We start from the raw sequence: 13,156 nt of genomic DNA, 5'->3' as shown, positions 1-13,156 counted from the left end.
GGTGTTCGCGGGGTCTTACAACCGGAAAACGCCTCCACCATGCAGAAGAGGCCTTGGCCGGCGAACCGGTCAAGGCCTCTTCTCGGTGTCTCACACTGTCGGGGTGGCGGGATTTGAACCCACGACCTCTTCGTCCCGAACGAAGCGCGCTACCAAGCTGCGCCACACCCCGTGTTGAACCTCGGCTAGCTTACATTACCCAGCCAGTCACCATTAAATCCCCTGGTCAGTTGCGTAAAACGGTGCTCTCCGACGACTCGGTGCGACCCCGGGCGGCGTCGGCGTCCGAGCCGCCGCGCTGAGCCGGAACCAACGTCAGGAGCGTCGCCTCGGGGCGGCAGCAGAAGCGGGCGGGCGCCCACGGCGACGTCCCGATCCCCGCGGACACGTGCAGCTGGGTGTGCGCACCCCACTTGGACGGACCCTTCACCCGCGAACGGTCGATGTCGCAGTTGGTGACCAGCGCGCCGTAGAACGGCACGCACAGCTGACCACCGTGCGTGTGGCCCGCCAGCACGAGGTCGTAGCCGTCGTCCGCGAACCGGTCGAGCACCCGCGGCTCGGGCGAGTGGGTGATGCCCAGCCGGAGATCGGCCAGCGGATTGGGCGGACCGGCGATGGTGTCGTACCGGTCGCGCTTGAGGTGCGGATCGTCGACACCGGCCGACGCGATCCGGACACCCGACACCTCGAGGTCGCGGCGGACGTGCGTGACGTCGAACCAGCCGCGCTCGGTGAACGCGGCCCGCAGGTCGCCCCACGGCAGCGGCTCCCCGAGGACGCGTTTGTGTTCCTTGCGGAAGTACTCGAGCGGGTTCTTCGGCTTGGGCGCGAAGTAGTCGTTGCTGCCGAAGACGAACAGTCCGGGGCGGGCGAGCAGATTCCCCAGCGCCTGGACCACTGCGGGCACCGCCCGCTGGTGCGACAGGTTGTCGCCGGTGTTCACGACGAGGTCGGGGTCGAGGTTGTCCAGTTCCCGCAGCCAGTTCTGTTTCAGCCGCTGTCCGGGCATCATGTGCAGGTCGCTGATGTGCAGCACACGGAGCGTCGACGACCCGGGTTCGAGTACCGGCATCGTGACCTCACGCAGCGCGAACGCATTGCGCTCGATGAGCGAGGCGTAGCCGATGCCGAGGGCGGCGGCACCCGCCGTACCCAGGGCGGCGCGGGTCAGGTTGGCACGGAACTCGTCAGACACTCTTCCAGGATACTGATGAGCGCAATCGAGATGCAGTGGACGAATCGGGGCGCGTAGCGTTTCGCCCATGCCAGATTCACTGAAAGCAAGACTGCGCTCCGACATGACGGCCGCCATGAAGGCCAGGGATTCGCTGCGCACCGCCACCATCCGCATGCTGATGGCCGCCGTGCAGACCGAAGAGGTCTCCGGCAAGGAAGCCCGCGAACTCACCGACGACGAGGTGCTGAAGGTCCTCGCGAAGGAGTCGAAGAAGCGCGGCGAGTCCGCCGAGATCTACACCGAGAACGGTCGAGGTGAGCTGGCAGCGCAGGAGCGAGCCGAGGCGCAGATCATCGACGAGTACCTCCCGACGCCGCTGACCGACGCGGAACTGGTCGACGTCGTGGACACCGCGATCGCTCAGGTGGCCGAGGAAATCGGTGAGCGTCCCGGCGTGCGTCAGATGGGTCAGGTCATGAAGGCCGCCGGCGCACTCGCGGGCGGCAAGGCGGATGGTTCGCGGCTCTCGCACGCGGTGAAGTCCCGGCTCTGACTCCCCGAGGTGAGTGGGAAAGCGTGCGTCGACACACTTTCCCACTCACCTGCGGTCACCGAGGTATGGGCGGCAGCTGGATCGGCGGCAGGCCGGGCAGCTGGATGGGCGGAACGGGGATCCCCTGAGCCGGCGCCTGCGGGGGTGCGGCCTTCACCGATCCGTCGCTGACGTAGATCGTGATGGTCGACCCGGGAATGGCCGAACCGGACGGCGATGAACTCGTGACCGTCCCCTTGGTCGCCTGCGACTCCGTGGTGACCGCGTTCACGGTGAACCCCGCGCCCTGCAGACGGGACGTCGCGGCCGACTGGCTCAGCCCGGTGACGTCCGGAACCTGACCGTTCTGGGAACCCCGCGCGTACTTCTGGTCGACCGGTGGCAGCGTCGTCGGCCCGAAGTTGTTGGCGATCGGATTCATCGCCGCATACCAGGTCCGCGCCGGTTCGTTTCCGCCGAACAGGTTTCCGTCGCCACACGGCCGCAGCGGGGCGGAGCAGATCTCACCCGGCGTCGGTGAGTCACCGAACACGTAGACGGCGGCGGCGAAGTTGTTGGTGAATCCGAGGAAGCCCGAGGACATGTGGGACTCCGTGGTACCCGTCTTGCCTGCCATCGGGAGCGTCCAGCCGACGCTGCCCGCCGCGGCGGCGGACGTGCCGCCGGGCTTGTCGTCCTTGCTCATGGCGTTGGTGAGGGTGTCGGCGAGGCCCGGTTCGACCACCTGCTCGCAGGCCTGCTGGGTGACCGAGACGGGCTTGCCTTCACGGTCGAAGACCGAATCGATGGGGGTGGGCGGGCACCACTTGCCGTGCGAGGCGAGCGTCGCCGCGACATTCGACAGTTCCAGGGGATTGATCCAGGTGGGCCCGAGGGTGAACGAACCCAGGTTCTGATCCTTCTGGAAGTCGGCCATGCTGCGGTCGTCGAATCCCGACGTGCCGGGCTGGGCGTACGAGCGCAGACCCAGCCGCACCGCCATGTCGACGGTGGGGGCGACGCCGGTCGCCTGGATGAGCTTGACGAACGCGGTGTTGGGCGACTGTGCCAGCGCGTCCGTCACCGACAGCGCCGCCGGGTATTTGCCCGCGTTCTCGACGCAGTACGTGGACGCGGGGCAGCCGCGCGCGCCACCGCTACCCATGCCCCGGGCCTCGAACCGCCCGGGCACGTCCAGGATGGCGTTCGTGCCGAGGCCCTTCTCCATGGCCGCGGCCGTCGTGAAGATCTTGAAGATCGACCCGGCGCCGTGACCGGCCAGTGAGTACGGCTGCGCCTGCACGGTCTCGTTGGCGTTCGCATCGAGGCCGTACGTGCGGCTACTTCCCATCGAGAGGATCCGGTGCGAATCCTGGCCGGGCTGGACCACGTTCATGACGTTCGCGATGCCGTCGAGTCCCGGGCTGGCGTTCGCGCTGAGCGCCGCCTTGGTCGACGCCTGGACCGCGGGGTCGAGCGTGGTCTTGATCAGGTAGCCGCCCTTGTCGATCTGCTCGCGGCTGATGCCGGCATTGGCCAGGTACTGCAGGGCGTAGTCGCAAAAGAAGCCGCGGTCGCCGGCGGCGATGCACCCGCGGGGCAGCCGGTTGGGCTCGGGCAGCACGCCGAGGGGCGTCTCCTTGAGCTGCCGGAGCTCGGCGGCGCGCTCGGGGATATTCGAGATCATCGTGTCGAGAACCACGTTGCGTCGTTCGAGGACGCCCTCGGGGTTCGTGTACGGGTTCAGCGCCGAACTCGACTGCACCATGCCGGCGAGCATCGCGGACTGCTGCGTGTTCAGTTCGGACGCGTCGATGCCGAAGTAGGTCTGTGCGGCGTCCTGGATGCCGAACGAGGCGTTGCCGAACGGCACCAGGTTGAGGTAACGGGTGAGGATCTCGTCCTTGGTGAGTTCCTTGTCGAGCGTCAGCGCCATCCGGATCTCGCGGATCTTGCGGGCGGGCGTCGTCTCGATCGCCGCACGGCGTTCGGCGTCGGTCTTGGCTACGACGAGCAGCTGGTAGTTCTTCACATACTGCTGGTCGAGGGTGGACGCGCCCTGCTGCACCTCTCCGCTCGTGGTGTTGGTCAGGAAGGCGCGCATCGTGCCCTGCCAGTCGACGCCCTTGTGCTCCGGGAACCGGCGGTCCTCGACGGAAACGATGGCGAGCTTCATCTCGTTGGAGATCTTGTCGCTGGGCACTTCGAAGCGCCGCTGGTCGTACAGCCACGCGATGGGATTGCCCGCCGAGTCGACCATCGTCGAGACCGCGGGAACCGTTCCTTCGACCAGTTCGGCGGAGACGTTGTCGACGGTGTCAGCCGCCCTGTTGGAGGCGTAACCGAACCCGCCGGCGAGAGGAAACATCACGCCGGCGAGGAGCACTCCTGCCAAGGCGGAGGATCCTGCGAGCTTCCCCACTGTTTTTGCAATCGACACGATCTACAGACTACGTGGGGTCTGAGGGTGCGCTGGTTGGGCGCGGAATTCGGCCAGGAAAAAGCCCTGAGCACGGGGTATGGACGGGCGTACCAAAAAAGCGTGTTCTTCGTCTTGCGCGTTGCGGTTTCTTTACCTAAATTGTTGGAACAGTGTGATGGAGATAACACCCCATCGCTTATGTGGTGCAGCCTCGGCGTGCTACGTGCTGAGTTGCGCAGACTCGAAGAGGGGAAACGAATGCACATGACCACCCCAACCAGCCGTCTGGACGTCGAGCAAGCAGAAGCGCGAATCGCCTGGGTCACCCAGGCCCGTTGCCGGGAAGTCGATCCCGATCAACTCTTTGTACGCGGCGCAGCACAGCGCAAGGCCGCAACCATTTGCCGGCATTGCCCGGTATTGATGCAGTGCGGAGCCGATGCTCTCGACAATCGTGTCGAGTTCGGCGTGTGGGGTGGCATGACGGAACGTCAGCGCCGGGCGTTGCTCAAGCAGCACCCCGAGGTGGAATCATGGTCCGATTTCTTCGAAGCTCAGCGGCAGCACCAGTCCGCTGTCTGACGTTCGGGATCTGATTCTCAGGACAGTTAAGCCACAGGCGGTGACCGGTTCTCCGGCAGCGAGCTGATCAGCTCGTGCGGGTGAGCTGGTCACCTACCGCTCTCAAGGCCTCGAGGTCCGACACCTCGAACGGCAGTGAGGGCACGCCGACGATCGGCACCCGAGGGTGGGCGGCCGTGAACCGGGTCAGCAGTTGGACCTCACGCTTGGCGATCACCGCCCGATGGGCGTGGATCCGCAGCACAGCAGCGGTGAGGGGGTCTTGGTCCCCGAGTTGGTCGGCGGCAGTGACCGCATGATCGGCCGACAGGGAACTGAGAGTGGGGTGCGTCCGATTCAGGACGAGGCCCGCGAGCGGCATTTCGTCGCCCGCGAGCCGGTCGACGAAGAACGCCGCCTCCCGCAGTGCATCCGGCTCCGCTGCCGCGATCACCAGAAATTTGGTGCCCGGCTGCCGGAGCAATTCGTAGGTGCGCGTTGCCCTTTCCCGGAAACCGCCGAACATCGAGTCCAGTGACTGCACGAAACTCGAGGCGTCCGACAGCATCTGACTACCCACGATGGTGGAGACGCCGCGCAGCGCGAGGCCCATCGCACCGGTGACGAGCCGGGTGAGACCGCGACCCGGCGCGGTGAGCAACCGGATCATGCGACCGTCGAGGAATGCGCCCAGACGCTGGGGTGCGTCGAGGAAGTCCAGGGCGTTGCGGGACGGCGGGGTGTCGACGATCACAAGGTCCCATTTGTCGCTGGAGGCGAGTTGCCCCAGCTTCTCCATCGCCATGTACTCCTGCGTTCCCGAAAACGAGGTGGCGACGGTCTGATAGAAGGGGTTCGCGAGAATCTGCTCGGCCTTCTCCGGTGTGGAGTGCTCGATGACCATCTCGTCGAACGTGCGACGCATGTTGAGCATCATGGCGTGCAGTTCGCCCGTCGCTTCCGGTCCGAGCTGCACGGGTTGCGGCGAGTTGTCGAGTTCCGCGACGCCGAGGGCCTGAGCGAGCCGGCGCGCCGGGTCGATGGTCAGCACGACCACCTTCCGCCCCTGCTCCGCCGCGCGCAGTGCCAGCGATGCGGCCGTGGTGGTCTTGCCGACGCCACCGGCGCCGCAGCACACGACGATCCGCGTGGCCTTGTTCTCCAGAATCCCCGCGACATCGAGAGCGGAGGCGGTGCGGCGACGCTCGTGTTCAGTTGTCTGGGTCATCGGACACCCTGTTCCGTCAGATATTCGGCGAGTTCGTACAGCCCGCCCAGGTCGACACCGTCGGCGAGGGACGGCAGATGCAGTCGCGCCCCGTCCACTTCGCTGAGCGCTCCGGCGCTCTCCTCCTGCGCCTCGAGGACGGACGCGTGCTCGATCGTCTCGGTGAGCAACCCGGCGAAATCCTCGTCGTCGAGGGTGATCCCGCTCTTCTTCAGCCCGGCCCGAATGGCCTCGGCGTCGATGCGACCCTTCGCGGCGTCGGCCAGCGTCTCGGCGGGCAGGAACTGCGGGCTGGTGCGGTTGACGACGATGGTGCCCAGTCGCAGATCGGCGCGGGCCAGTTCCTCTGCGGCGTCGGTGGTCTCCTGCACCGGAAGCGCCTCGAGCAGCGTCACGAGGTGGACGACGGTCTCGTCGGAATGCAGCAGGCGCACCACGCCCTCGCTCTGCGAGCGCACCGGCCCGCCCTTCGCGAGGTCAGCCATCGCCTTCGTCACGTCGAGGAAGTTGCCGATCCGCCCGGTCGGCGGGGCGTCGACGACGACGGCGTCGTACGCCCGCTTGCCGGACTTGTCGGTGCGCACCACACATTCCTTGATCTTGCCGGTCAGCAGCACGTCCCGAAGCCCCGGTGCGATGGTGGTGGCGAACTCGATCGCGCCGAACTTGCGCATCGCGCGGCCCGCGAACCCGAGGTTGTAGAACATCTCGAGGTATTCGAGGAATGCGGTCTCGATGTCGATGGCCAGGGCCATGACCTCCCCGCCACCCTCGGCCGCCGCGACTTTCGTCTCCTTCGGCGGCAGCGGGGGCACGTCGAAGAGCTGGGCGATCCCCTGCCGGCCCTCGACTTCCACCAGCAGCACGCGACGCCCACCCTCCGCCAGCGCGAGAGCCAACGCGGCGGCCACCGTGGACTTTCCGGTGCCGCCCTTTCCGGAGACGAAGTGCAGCCGGGCCTGCGCGGCCTTCTCGGGCCACGTCGGGGTGAGCTGGTCTGAGGATGCAACCACGGGGTCGAGCCTATAAGTCTGGGAGCCGGGATGTGCGGGGGATAGGCTCACCGGCATGAGTGAATTGACTTCCTGGGAGTACGCCACCGTTCCGCTGCTCACACATGCGACCAAGCAGATCCTCGACCAGTGGGGCACCGACGGCTGGGAACTGGTGACGGTTCTGCCCGGGCCCACCGGTGAGCAGCACGTCGCGTACCTGAAGCGCCCGAAGGGCTGACGGCCGTGGCAGAGACACAGAACTGGTCCGCCCGCCTCGCCGAGCTCGGCATCACGCTGCCGTCCGTCGTTCCGCCGGTGGCCGCCTACGTGCCCGCCGTGCGCACCGGCAACTACGTCTACACGTCGGGGCAGCTGCCGATCGTCGAGGGCAAGCTGACGATCGCAGGCAAGCTCGGCGCCGGCGTGTCGGACGAAGACGCCAAGGCCGCGGCCCGGGCCTGCGCACTCAACGCGCTGGCGGCGGTCGACGCGCTCGTCGGCATCGACTCGGTGGTGCGGATCGTGAAGGTCGTCGGATTCGTCGCGTCCGCCGAGGGATTCACCGGTCAGCCCGGCGTTGTGAACGGCGCTTCCGAATTCCTCGGCGAGGTGTTCGGCGACGCCGGGGCCCACGCGCGTTCGGCTGTCGGCGTCGCGGAATTGCCGCTCGGCGCCCCCGTCGAGGTGGAGCTGATCGCCGAAGTGCGGCCGGAGTCGTAGCGCCATGACGCTTGCCCATCCGGCCTACGCCCAGGTGCGGGAGGTCACCCCGATCGTCTCGGTGATGCTCGAGAACAATCCCGGCATGATGACGCTCGACGGAACCAACACGTGGATTCTGCGTGCGCCGGGCCGGGACGAGTGTGTGGTGGTCGATCCGGGTGACGCCGACGAGGAGCATCTCGCCCGCGTCGCGGCACTCGGACCGGTCGCACTGACGCTGATCACCCACCGTCATTTCGACCACACCGGGGGGGTGCAGCGGTTCTTCGAACTCACCGGCGCGCCCGTGCGGTCGGTGGACCCCGAATTTCTCCGCGGCGGCGGCGAAACCCTCGTGGACGGCGAGACCATCGACGTCGCGGGGCTCACCCTCACGGTGATCGCCACGCCCGGGCACACGAAGGATTCGGTGTCCTTCACCGTGGAAGGTGAGGGCACCGTCCTCACCGGCGACACGATCCTCGGCCGCGGCACCACGGTGCTCGACGACACGGACGGCGATCTCGGCGACTACCTGTCGTCGCTGCGCCGCCTACTGGACCTCGGAACCGGACACCGGGTGATGCCCGGCCACGGACCCGAACTACCCGACCTGAACGTCGTCGCGCAGCAGTACCTCGATCATCGCGAGGAGCGACTCGAACAGGTGCGGGCCGCGCTCGGCGCGCTCGGCGGCGCACCCACCGTCCGCGACGTGGTCGAGCACGTCTACTCGGACGTCGACCCGAAGCTGTGGCCGGTGGCGGAGAAGTCCGTCAACGTGCAGCTCGCCTACCTGCGCAGCCTCGACTAGCCACTGAAACGACTTCGGCCACCCCCTCGGTGTGAGGGGGTGGCCGAAGTCGTAGGTGCGGGGACTACCGCGCGCGACGCGCCAGGCGCTCGGAGTCGGAGATCAGCACGCTCTTGCCTTCGAGGCGCAGCCATCCGCGGTGCGCGAAGTCGGCGAGCGCTTTGTTGACGGTCTCACGGGAAGCGCCGACGAGCTGGGCGATCTCTTCCTGCGTGAGGTCGTGGGTAACGCGCAGCGAACCCGCCTCCTGGGTGCCGAACCGCTGCGCGAGCTGCAGCAGCGCCTTGGCGACACGACCGGGGACATCCGTGAAGATGAGGTCGGCCAGGTTGTTGTTGGTACGACGCAGACGGCGCGCGAGCACCCGCAGGAGCTGTTCGGCGATCTCGGGCCGGTGGTCGATCCACGCCTTGAGTGCTTCGCGGTCCATGCTGACCGCGCGGACCTCGGTGACCGTCGTGGCGGTGGACGTACGCGGGCCCGGGTCGAAGATGGACAGCTCACCGAACATGTCGGACGGGCCCATGATCGTCAGCAGGTTCTCACGGCCGTCCGGCGAGCGGCGGCCGATCTTCACCTTGCCGGAAACGATGATGTACAGGCGGTCACCGGGCTCACCTTCGTTGAAGATGACATGTCCGCGGGGGAAGTCGACAGGCTGCAGCTGCTTGGTCAGCGCCGCTACCGCTGAGGGCTCGACTCCTTGGAAGATGCCGGCTCTTGCCAGGACGTCGTCCACGTGCGCTCCTTGGGAATATTGTTCGTCTGTATGCATATTGTGCGCGATTTGCTGCATGTCGACGATGCCCCGGTGATCCGCGGCGTGTCGCTGTGCAACAGGTACGGCTCTGAAGTCTACGTTGAGACGGCTCGGTCTGAGTGACCGATACCACGGAAGTCGTAAAAGTTAACCGGGGGATGCGTCCTGCGGTGTGCTGATTCGGGGGCTTCCCAGCGCTCAGCTGGCGCGCCGCGAGCCCACTTCGGTGACGGCGGCGTCGTCGGATTCGAAGCCCGACCGACCCTTGCGACGTCGATGGAAGCGTGCCAATGCGTGGGGGAAACCTTCGTGGGCCAGGGTGGCCACTTCGTCGTGACTTGCCTGGTCGAGGAACTCTTCCACCTCTTGCTGACGAACGGTGAGCCGGCGGAGTCTGAACTCCACCCGCTCCATTGCCAGCGCGAACAGCATCAGCAGCACTGGGAAGAGGACCACAGCGAGACCTTGCATACCGGGAAGTAAACACTGCAAATGTCTCAGAAGCGACACAGCGGCGATTCGGATCGGTCGGGTATCCGTAGAGTTGATCCCGTGCATGCGACCCCCAGCGACGGCTCCGAAGTGCGTGGACGCACCCGTTCGCGGGCCGCGAAGCAGGACGAAACCCGGCTCGGACTCGTCCGGCGCGCCCGGAGAATGAACCGGCGGCTCGCCGAGGCCTTCCCGCACGTCTACTGCGAGCTCGACTTCACCACCCCACTCGACCTCGCGGTCGCGACCATCCTCTCGGCGCAGTGCACCGACGTGCGGGTGAACATGGTGACGCCGGCGCTGTTCGCCCGCTATCCCGACGCCAAGGCGTACGCGGAGGCCGAACGCACCGAACTCGAGGAGTACATCCGGTCCACCGGTTTCTATCGCAACAAGACGAACTCGCTGATCGGGCTCGGGCAGGCTCTGCTCGAACGCTTCGACGGCGAGGTCCCCGGCAACCTGAAGGACCTCGTGACGCTGCCCGGGATCGGCCGGAAGACCGCCAACGTGATCCTCGGCAATGCGTTCGATGTGCCGGGGATCACCGTCGACACCCACTTCGGGAGGCTCGTCCGACGCTGGAAGTGGACCGAGGAGGAAGACCCGGTCAAGGTCGAGCACGCGATCGGCGCGCTGATCGAGCGCAAGGAGTGGACGCTGCTCTCGCACCGGGTGATTTTTCACGGCAGGCGCGTCTGCCACGCCCGCAAGCCCGCCTGCGGGGTGTGTGTGCTCGCGAAGGACTGTCCGTCGTACGGGCTCGGCCCGATCGACCCCGACGTCGCCGCCGAACTGGTTCGTGGACCGGAGACGGAGCATCTGCTGCGTCTGGCCGGCAGGTGAGGGTAGATACGAGTGTCTAGCGCAGCGCGGTGGAGTCTGGCCGCCCTCGTCGTCGTGGTGGCTCTCGTCGTCGCGATCTGGCCGCGGGGTGACGACGCGGAGGCGCCGTCGTACCAGGATCGGTTCGGTTCGGGTGGTCGTACCCCGACCGCGGTGAGCGCCGATCCCGACGCGCTCGCGGCACTGAGGACACAGGCGGGCCTGGCATCGTGCCCCGCCTCGACGGCCACGTCCGAGCCTTCGCCGGGTTCGGTCCTGTCCGGCATCACGCTGGAATGCGTGGGCGACGGCAGCCAGGTGGATCTGGCTGCCGCGCTCGGTGGCAGACCGGCGCTGCTGAACCTGTGGGCCTACTGGTGCGGCCCCTGCGCCGAGGAGCTGCCCTTTATGCAGCAGTTTTCGGATCGTGCGGGTGACGCGGTTACCGTGCTTACGGTGCACACCGATCCCAACGAGTCCAGCGCGCTGTCCCGGCTCGTCGACTACTCCGTCACGCTTCCCGGTGTGCAGGACGGCGACGGGCGTGTCCGTGTCGCGGTCGGAGCCCCGCCTGTCCTGCCCGTGTCGGTGCTGATCCGGCCCGACGGCACGGTGGCGAAGGTTCTGCCGCAGCCGTTCCGCAGCGTCGACGAGATCGCGGACGCCGTCGAACAGAACTTGGGGGTGGCGGCATGACGAACTCCGTGGACGGCGTCGCCGTTCCGCCCTGGCTCCGCCGGGTCGTGCACCGGACCCCGGCCGACCCGCACAGGATCAACCCCGTCCTCGATCGGCGCGCACCCCGCGGCGCGACCACCCGTGAGGCGGCGGTGCTCGTGTTGTTCGGCGGTCCCGTCGAGGCGGACCCGCTGATGTCGGGAGGCCTGCCTGCCGACGCCGACGTCCTGCTCACCCAGCGTGCGTCCACGATGCGTCAGCACAGTGGCCAGGTGGCCTTCCCCGGGGGCGCCAGCGATCCCGGCGACGAGGGACCCATCGCCACCGCGCTGCGGGAGGCGCAGGAGGAGACGGGGCTCGACCCGTCGGGTGTCCGCCCGCTCGCCGTGCTCGAGGAGATCTTCATCCCCCCGTCCGGTTTCGACGTCACTCCCGTCCTCGCGTACTGGGAGAAGCCCAGCGAGGTCGGCGTGGTCGATCCCGCGGAGGCCGAACGTGTCGCCCGCGTACCCGTGCACACCCTGATCGATCCGCGGAACCGGTTCCAGGTGCGTCACCCGGCCGGATACCAGGGGCCCGCGTTCGCCGTCGACGGCATGCTCGTGTGGGGTTTCACGGCCGGCATCCTGGCCGCCCTGTTCGCGGTCTCCGGCTGGGAACAGGAGTGGGACCGCCACGACATCCGCGACCTCGACACCGTCCTCGCCGAACTCGACAACGACCTGGACGACGACCATCTGACCCACGGTCACGGCCGGCCGGCGGCCGAGCGATGACGGGCTCGCACTGGATCGACCTGGCGATCGTGCTGATCGCCTTCGTCGCCGCGACGTCCGGCTGGCGGCAGGGCGCGGTGGCGTCGGTGCTCGCCTTCATCGGGGTGGTGCTCGGTGCGGTGGCGGGCATCCTGATCGCCCCGCACGTTCTGGTGCACGTGGACGAGGGCCGCGGTCGCGTGCTGGTCGGTATCGCCCTCATCGTGGTGCTGGTGATCGTCGGCGAAGTCGCGGGCATGGTCCTCGGCCGGGCCGCGCGAGGAAGCATGCACAGTCCGGTCGCGCGGTCCGTCGACAGCGTGATCGGCGCCTGCGTGCAAGCTGTCGCGGTGTTCGTCGCGGCGTGGCTGCTGGCGATCCCGCTCACGTCCTCGTCCCAGCCCCAGCTGGCGGCGGCGGTGCGCGGGTCGACCGTCCTCGAAACTGTCGACAACATCGCGCCCGCCTGGATGCGGCAACTGCCCACCGAGTTCACCGCCCTGCTCGACACGTCCGGGCTTCCCGACGTCATCGGGCCGTTCGGACGCACCCCCATCACGACCGTCGACCCGCCGGACGCCAGCGTCCTGGAGAGCCCGGTCGCGTCCTCGCTGCAATCGAGCGTGCTGCGGATCCGGGGTGTGGCCCCGAGTTGCCAGCGGGCGCTCGAGGGATCCGGATTCGTCGTGGCCCCCGACCGGGTGATGACCAACGCCCACGTGGTCGCGGGGACGGCGGGCATCGTCGTCGACACCGCGAACGGGCCGATGGACGCCGAGGTCGTGCTGTTCGACCCGTCCGCCGACGTCGCGGTGCTCGAGGTGCCGGGACTGGACGCCCCTGTACTCCACTTCGCGCCCGAGCCTGCCCAGACCGGCGACAACGCCCTGGTTCTCGGCTACCCGGGCGGCGGGCCGTACACGGCCAGCGCCGCGCGGATCCGCGAGATCCTGGACCTCAGTGGGCCCGACATCTACCGGGCGGGAACCGTCCAGCGTGAGGTGTACACGGTCCGCGGTTCCATTCGGCAGGGCAACTCGGGCGGACCGCTCGTCGACAGCGACGGCCGGGTGCTCGGGGTGGTGTTCGGCGCCGCCGTCGACAACAGCGACACCGGTTTCGTGCTCACCGCCGCCGAGGTGTCGCGCCTGCTGCAGGCGGCGTCCGGGGCGTCCGCCGCCGTTGACACCGGGGCGTGCATCCTCTGACCGT

At 67.8% G+C, this 13,156-nt stretch carries 15 protein-coding genes and 1 tRNA gene; 9 read left to right on the top strand and 7 right to left on the bottom strand.

All coding sequences use genetic code 11. The features are described from left to right. Positions 1-98: 98 nt before the first annotated feature. Both ACFWAY_RS31535 and ACFWAY_RS31530 read right to left on the bottom strand, forming a co-directional pair. Positions 99-172, bottom strand: a tRNA-Pro gene (locus ACFWAY_RS31535). Between the two features lie 54 nt (positions 173-226). Continuing rightward, entirely contained in the window at positions 227-1,198 is a 972-nt protein-coding gene (locus tag ACFWAY_RS31530) for a metallophosphoesterase (RefSeq protein WP_378457445.1), read from the bottom strand. Positions 1,199-1,265: 67 nt separating this feature from the next. Between ACFWAY_RS31530 and ACFWAY_RS31525 the strand changes: the two genes are divergently transcribed. After that, positions 1,266-1,733 carry a GatB/YqeY domain-containing protein gene (locus tag ACFWAY_RS31525; RefSeq protein ID WP_378457444.1) on the top strand — a complete coding sequence of 156 codons (468 nt, stop codon included), beginning with the start codon at positions 1,266-1,268 and terminating at the stop codon, positions 1,731-1,733. A 55-nt stretch (positions 1,734-1,788) separates the two neighbouring features. On the opposite strand, the gene ACFWAY_RS31520 is transcribed toward ACFWAY_RS31525, so the two are convergent. Continuing rightward, positions 1,789-4,134, bottom strand: a complete 2,346-nt coding sequence (locus ACFWAY_RS31520) for a penicillin-binding protein (protein WP_378513299.1) — start codon at positions 4,132-4,134, stop codon at positions 1,789-1,791. Between the two features lie 258 nt (positions 4,135-4,392). Here ACFWAY_RS31520 and ACFWAY_RS31515 point away from each other — a divergent pair, with 258 nt between their 5' ends. Beyond that, positions 4,393-4,716, top strand: coding sequence for a WhiB family transcriptional regulator (locus ACFWAY_RS31515; RefSeq protein WP_005248496.1), 324 nt, complete (start codon positions 4,393-4,395; stop codon positions 4,714-4,716). A 67-nt stretch (positions 4,717-4,783) separates the two neighbouring features. Here the strand turns inward: ACFWAY_RS31515 and ACFWAY_RS31510 are convergent, their stop codons facing one another. Then, positions 4,784-5,923 carry an ArsA family ATPase gene (locus tag ACFWAY_RS31510; protein WP_378457443.1) on the bottom strand — a complete coding sequence of 380 codons (1,140 nt, stop codon included), beginning with the start codon at positions 5,921-5,923 and terminating at the stop codon, positions 4,784-4,786. Then, positions 5,920-6,936: an ArsA-related P-loop ATPase gene (locus tag ACFWAY_RS31505; RefSeq protein WP_378457442.1), complete on the bottom strand. Its 1,017-nt coding sequence runs from the start codon at positions 6,934-6,936 to the stop codon at positions 5,920-5,922. The genes ACFWAY_RS31510 and ACFWAY_RS31505 overlap by 4 nt, the downstream gene beginning before the upstream one ends. A 55-nt stretch (positions 6,937-6,991) precedes the next feature. Here ACFWAY_RS31505 and ACFWAY_RS31500 point away from each other — a divergent pair, with 55 nt between their 5' ends. Genes ACFWAY_RS31500 through ACFWAY_RS31490 form a run of 3 tightly spaced genes read left to right on the top strand, consistent with a single transcriptional unit; the run spans position 6,992 to position 8,434 of the window. Next, positions 6,992-7,156: a DUF4177 domain-containing protein gene (locus ACFWAY_RS31500; protein ID WP_005248493.1), complete on the top strand. Its 165-nt coding sequence runs from the start codon at positions 6,992-6,994 to the stop codon at positions 7,154-7,156. Between the two features lie 5 nt (positions 7,157-7,161). Further along, positions 7,162-7,638 carry a RidA family protein gene (locus ACFWAY_RS31495; RefSeq protein WP_095868274.1) on the top strand — a complete coding sequence of 159 codons (477 nt, stop codon included), beginning with the start codon at positions 7,162-7,164 and terminating at the stop codon, positions 7,636-7,638. 4 nt (positions 7,639-7,642) lie between these two features. Next, entirely contained in the window at positions 7,643-8,434 is a 792-nt protein-coding gene (locus tag ACFWAY_RS31490) for an MBL fold metallo-hydrolase (protein WP_378457440.1), read from the top strand. Between the two features lie 64 nt (positions 8,435-8,498). On the opposite strand, the gene ACFWAY_RS31485 is transcribed toward ACFWAY_RS31490, so the two are convergent. After that, positions 8,499-9,173 (bottom strand): Crp/Fnr family transcriptional regulator, encoded by a 675-nt coding sequence (locus tag ACFWAY_RS31485; protein ID WP_005256089.1) that lies wholly within the window; start codon positions 9,171-9,173, stop codon positions 8,499-8,501. A 219-nt stretch (positions 9,174-9,392) separates the two neighbouring features. Then, on the bottom strand, positions 9,393-9,665 hold the full coding sequence (locus ACFWAY_RS31480) for a hypothetical protein (RefSeq protein WP_005248489.1): 273 nt from the start codon (positions 9,663-9,665) through the stop codon (positions 9,393-9,395). A 21-nt stretch (positions 9,666-9,686) separates the two neighbouring features. Between ACFWAY_RS31480 and nth the strand changes: the two genes are divergently transcribed. From nth to marP, 4 genes are read left to right on the top strand one after another with little or no spacing between them, the layout of a single operon-like run. After that, positions 9,687-10,532, top strand: coding sequence for an endonuclease III (nth, locus tag ACFWAY_RS31475; protein ID WP_011596762.1), 846 nt, complete (start codon positions 9,687-9,689; stop codon positions 10,530-10,532). 12 nt (positions 10,533-10,544) lie between these two features. Beyond that, positions 10,545-11,207 carry a TlpA family protein disulfide reductase gene (locus ACFWAY_RS31470; protein WP_378513282.1) on the top strand — a complete coding sequence of 221 codons (663 nt, stop codon included), beginning with the start codon at positions 10,545-10,547 and terminating at the stop codon, positions 11,205-11,207. Further along, positions 11,204-11,965, top strand: coding sequence for an NUDIX hydrolase (locus ACFWAY_RS31465; protein WP_378457437.1), 762 nt, complete (start codon positions 11,204-11,206; stop codon positions 11,963-11,965). Before ACFWAY_RS31470 ends, ACFWAY_RS31465 begins: the two co-directional genes overlap by 4 nt. Further along, positions 11,962-13,152 carry an acid resistance serine protease MarP gene (gene marP / locus ACFWAY_RS31460; RefSeq protein ID WP_378513281.1) on the top strand — a complete coding sequence of 397 codons (1,191 nt, stop codon included), beginning with the start codon at positions 11,962-11,964 and terminating at the stop codon, positions 13,150-13,152. The genes ACFWAY_RS31465 and marP overlap by 4 nt, the downstream gene beginning before the upstream one ends. Positions 13,153-13,156 lie beyond the last annotated feature (4 nt).

The sequence above is a fragment of the Rhodococcus sp. NPDC059968 genome, assembly GCF_042738615.1.
Taxonomy (GTDB): domain Bacteria; phylum Actinomycetota; class Actinomycetes; order Mycobacteriales; family Mycobacteriaceae; genus Rhodococcus_F.
This window is presented reverse-complemented; position numbering and strand designations above follow the sequence as displayed.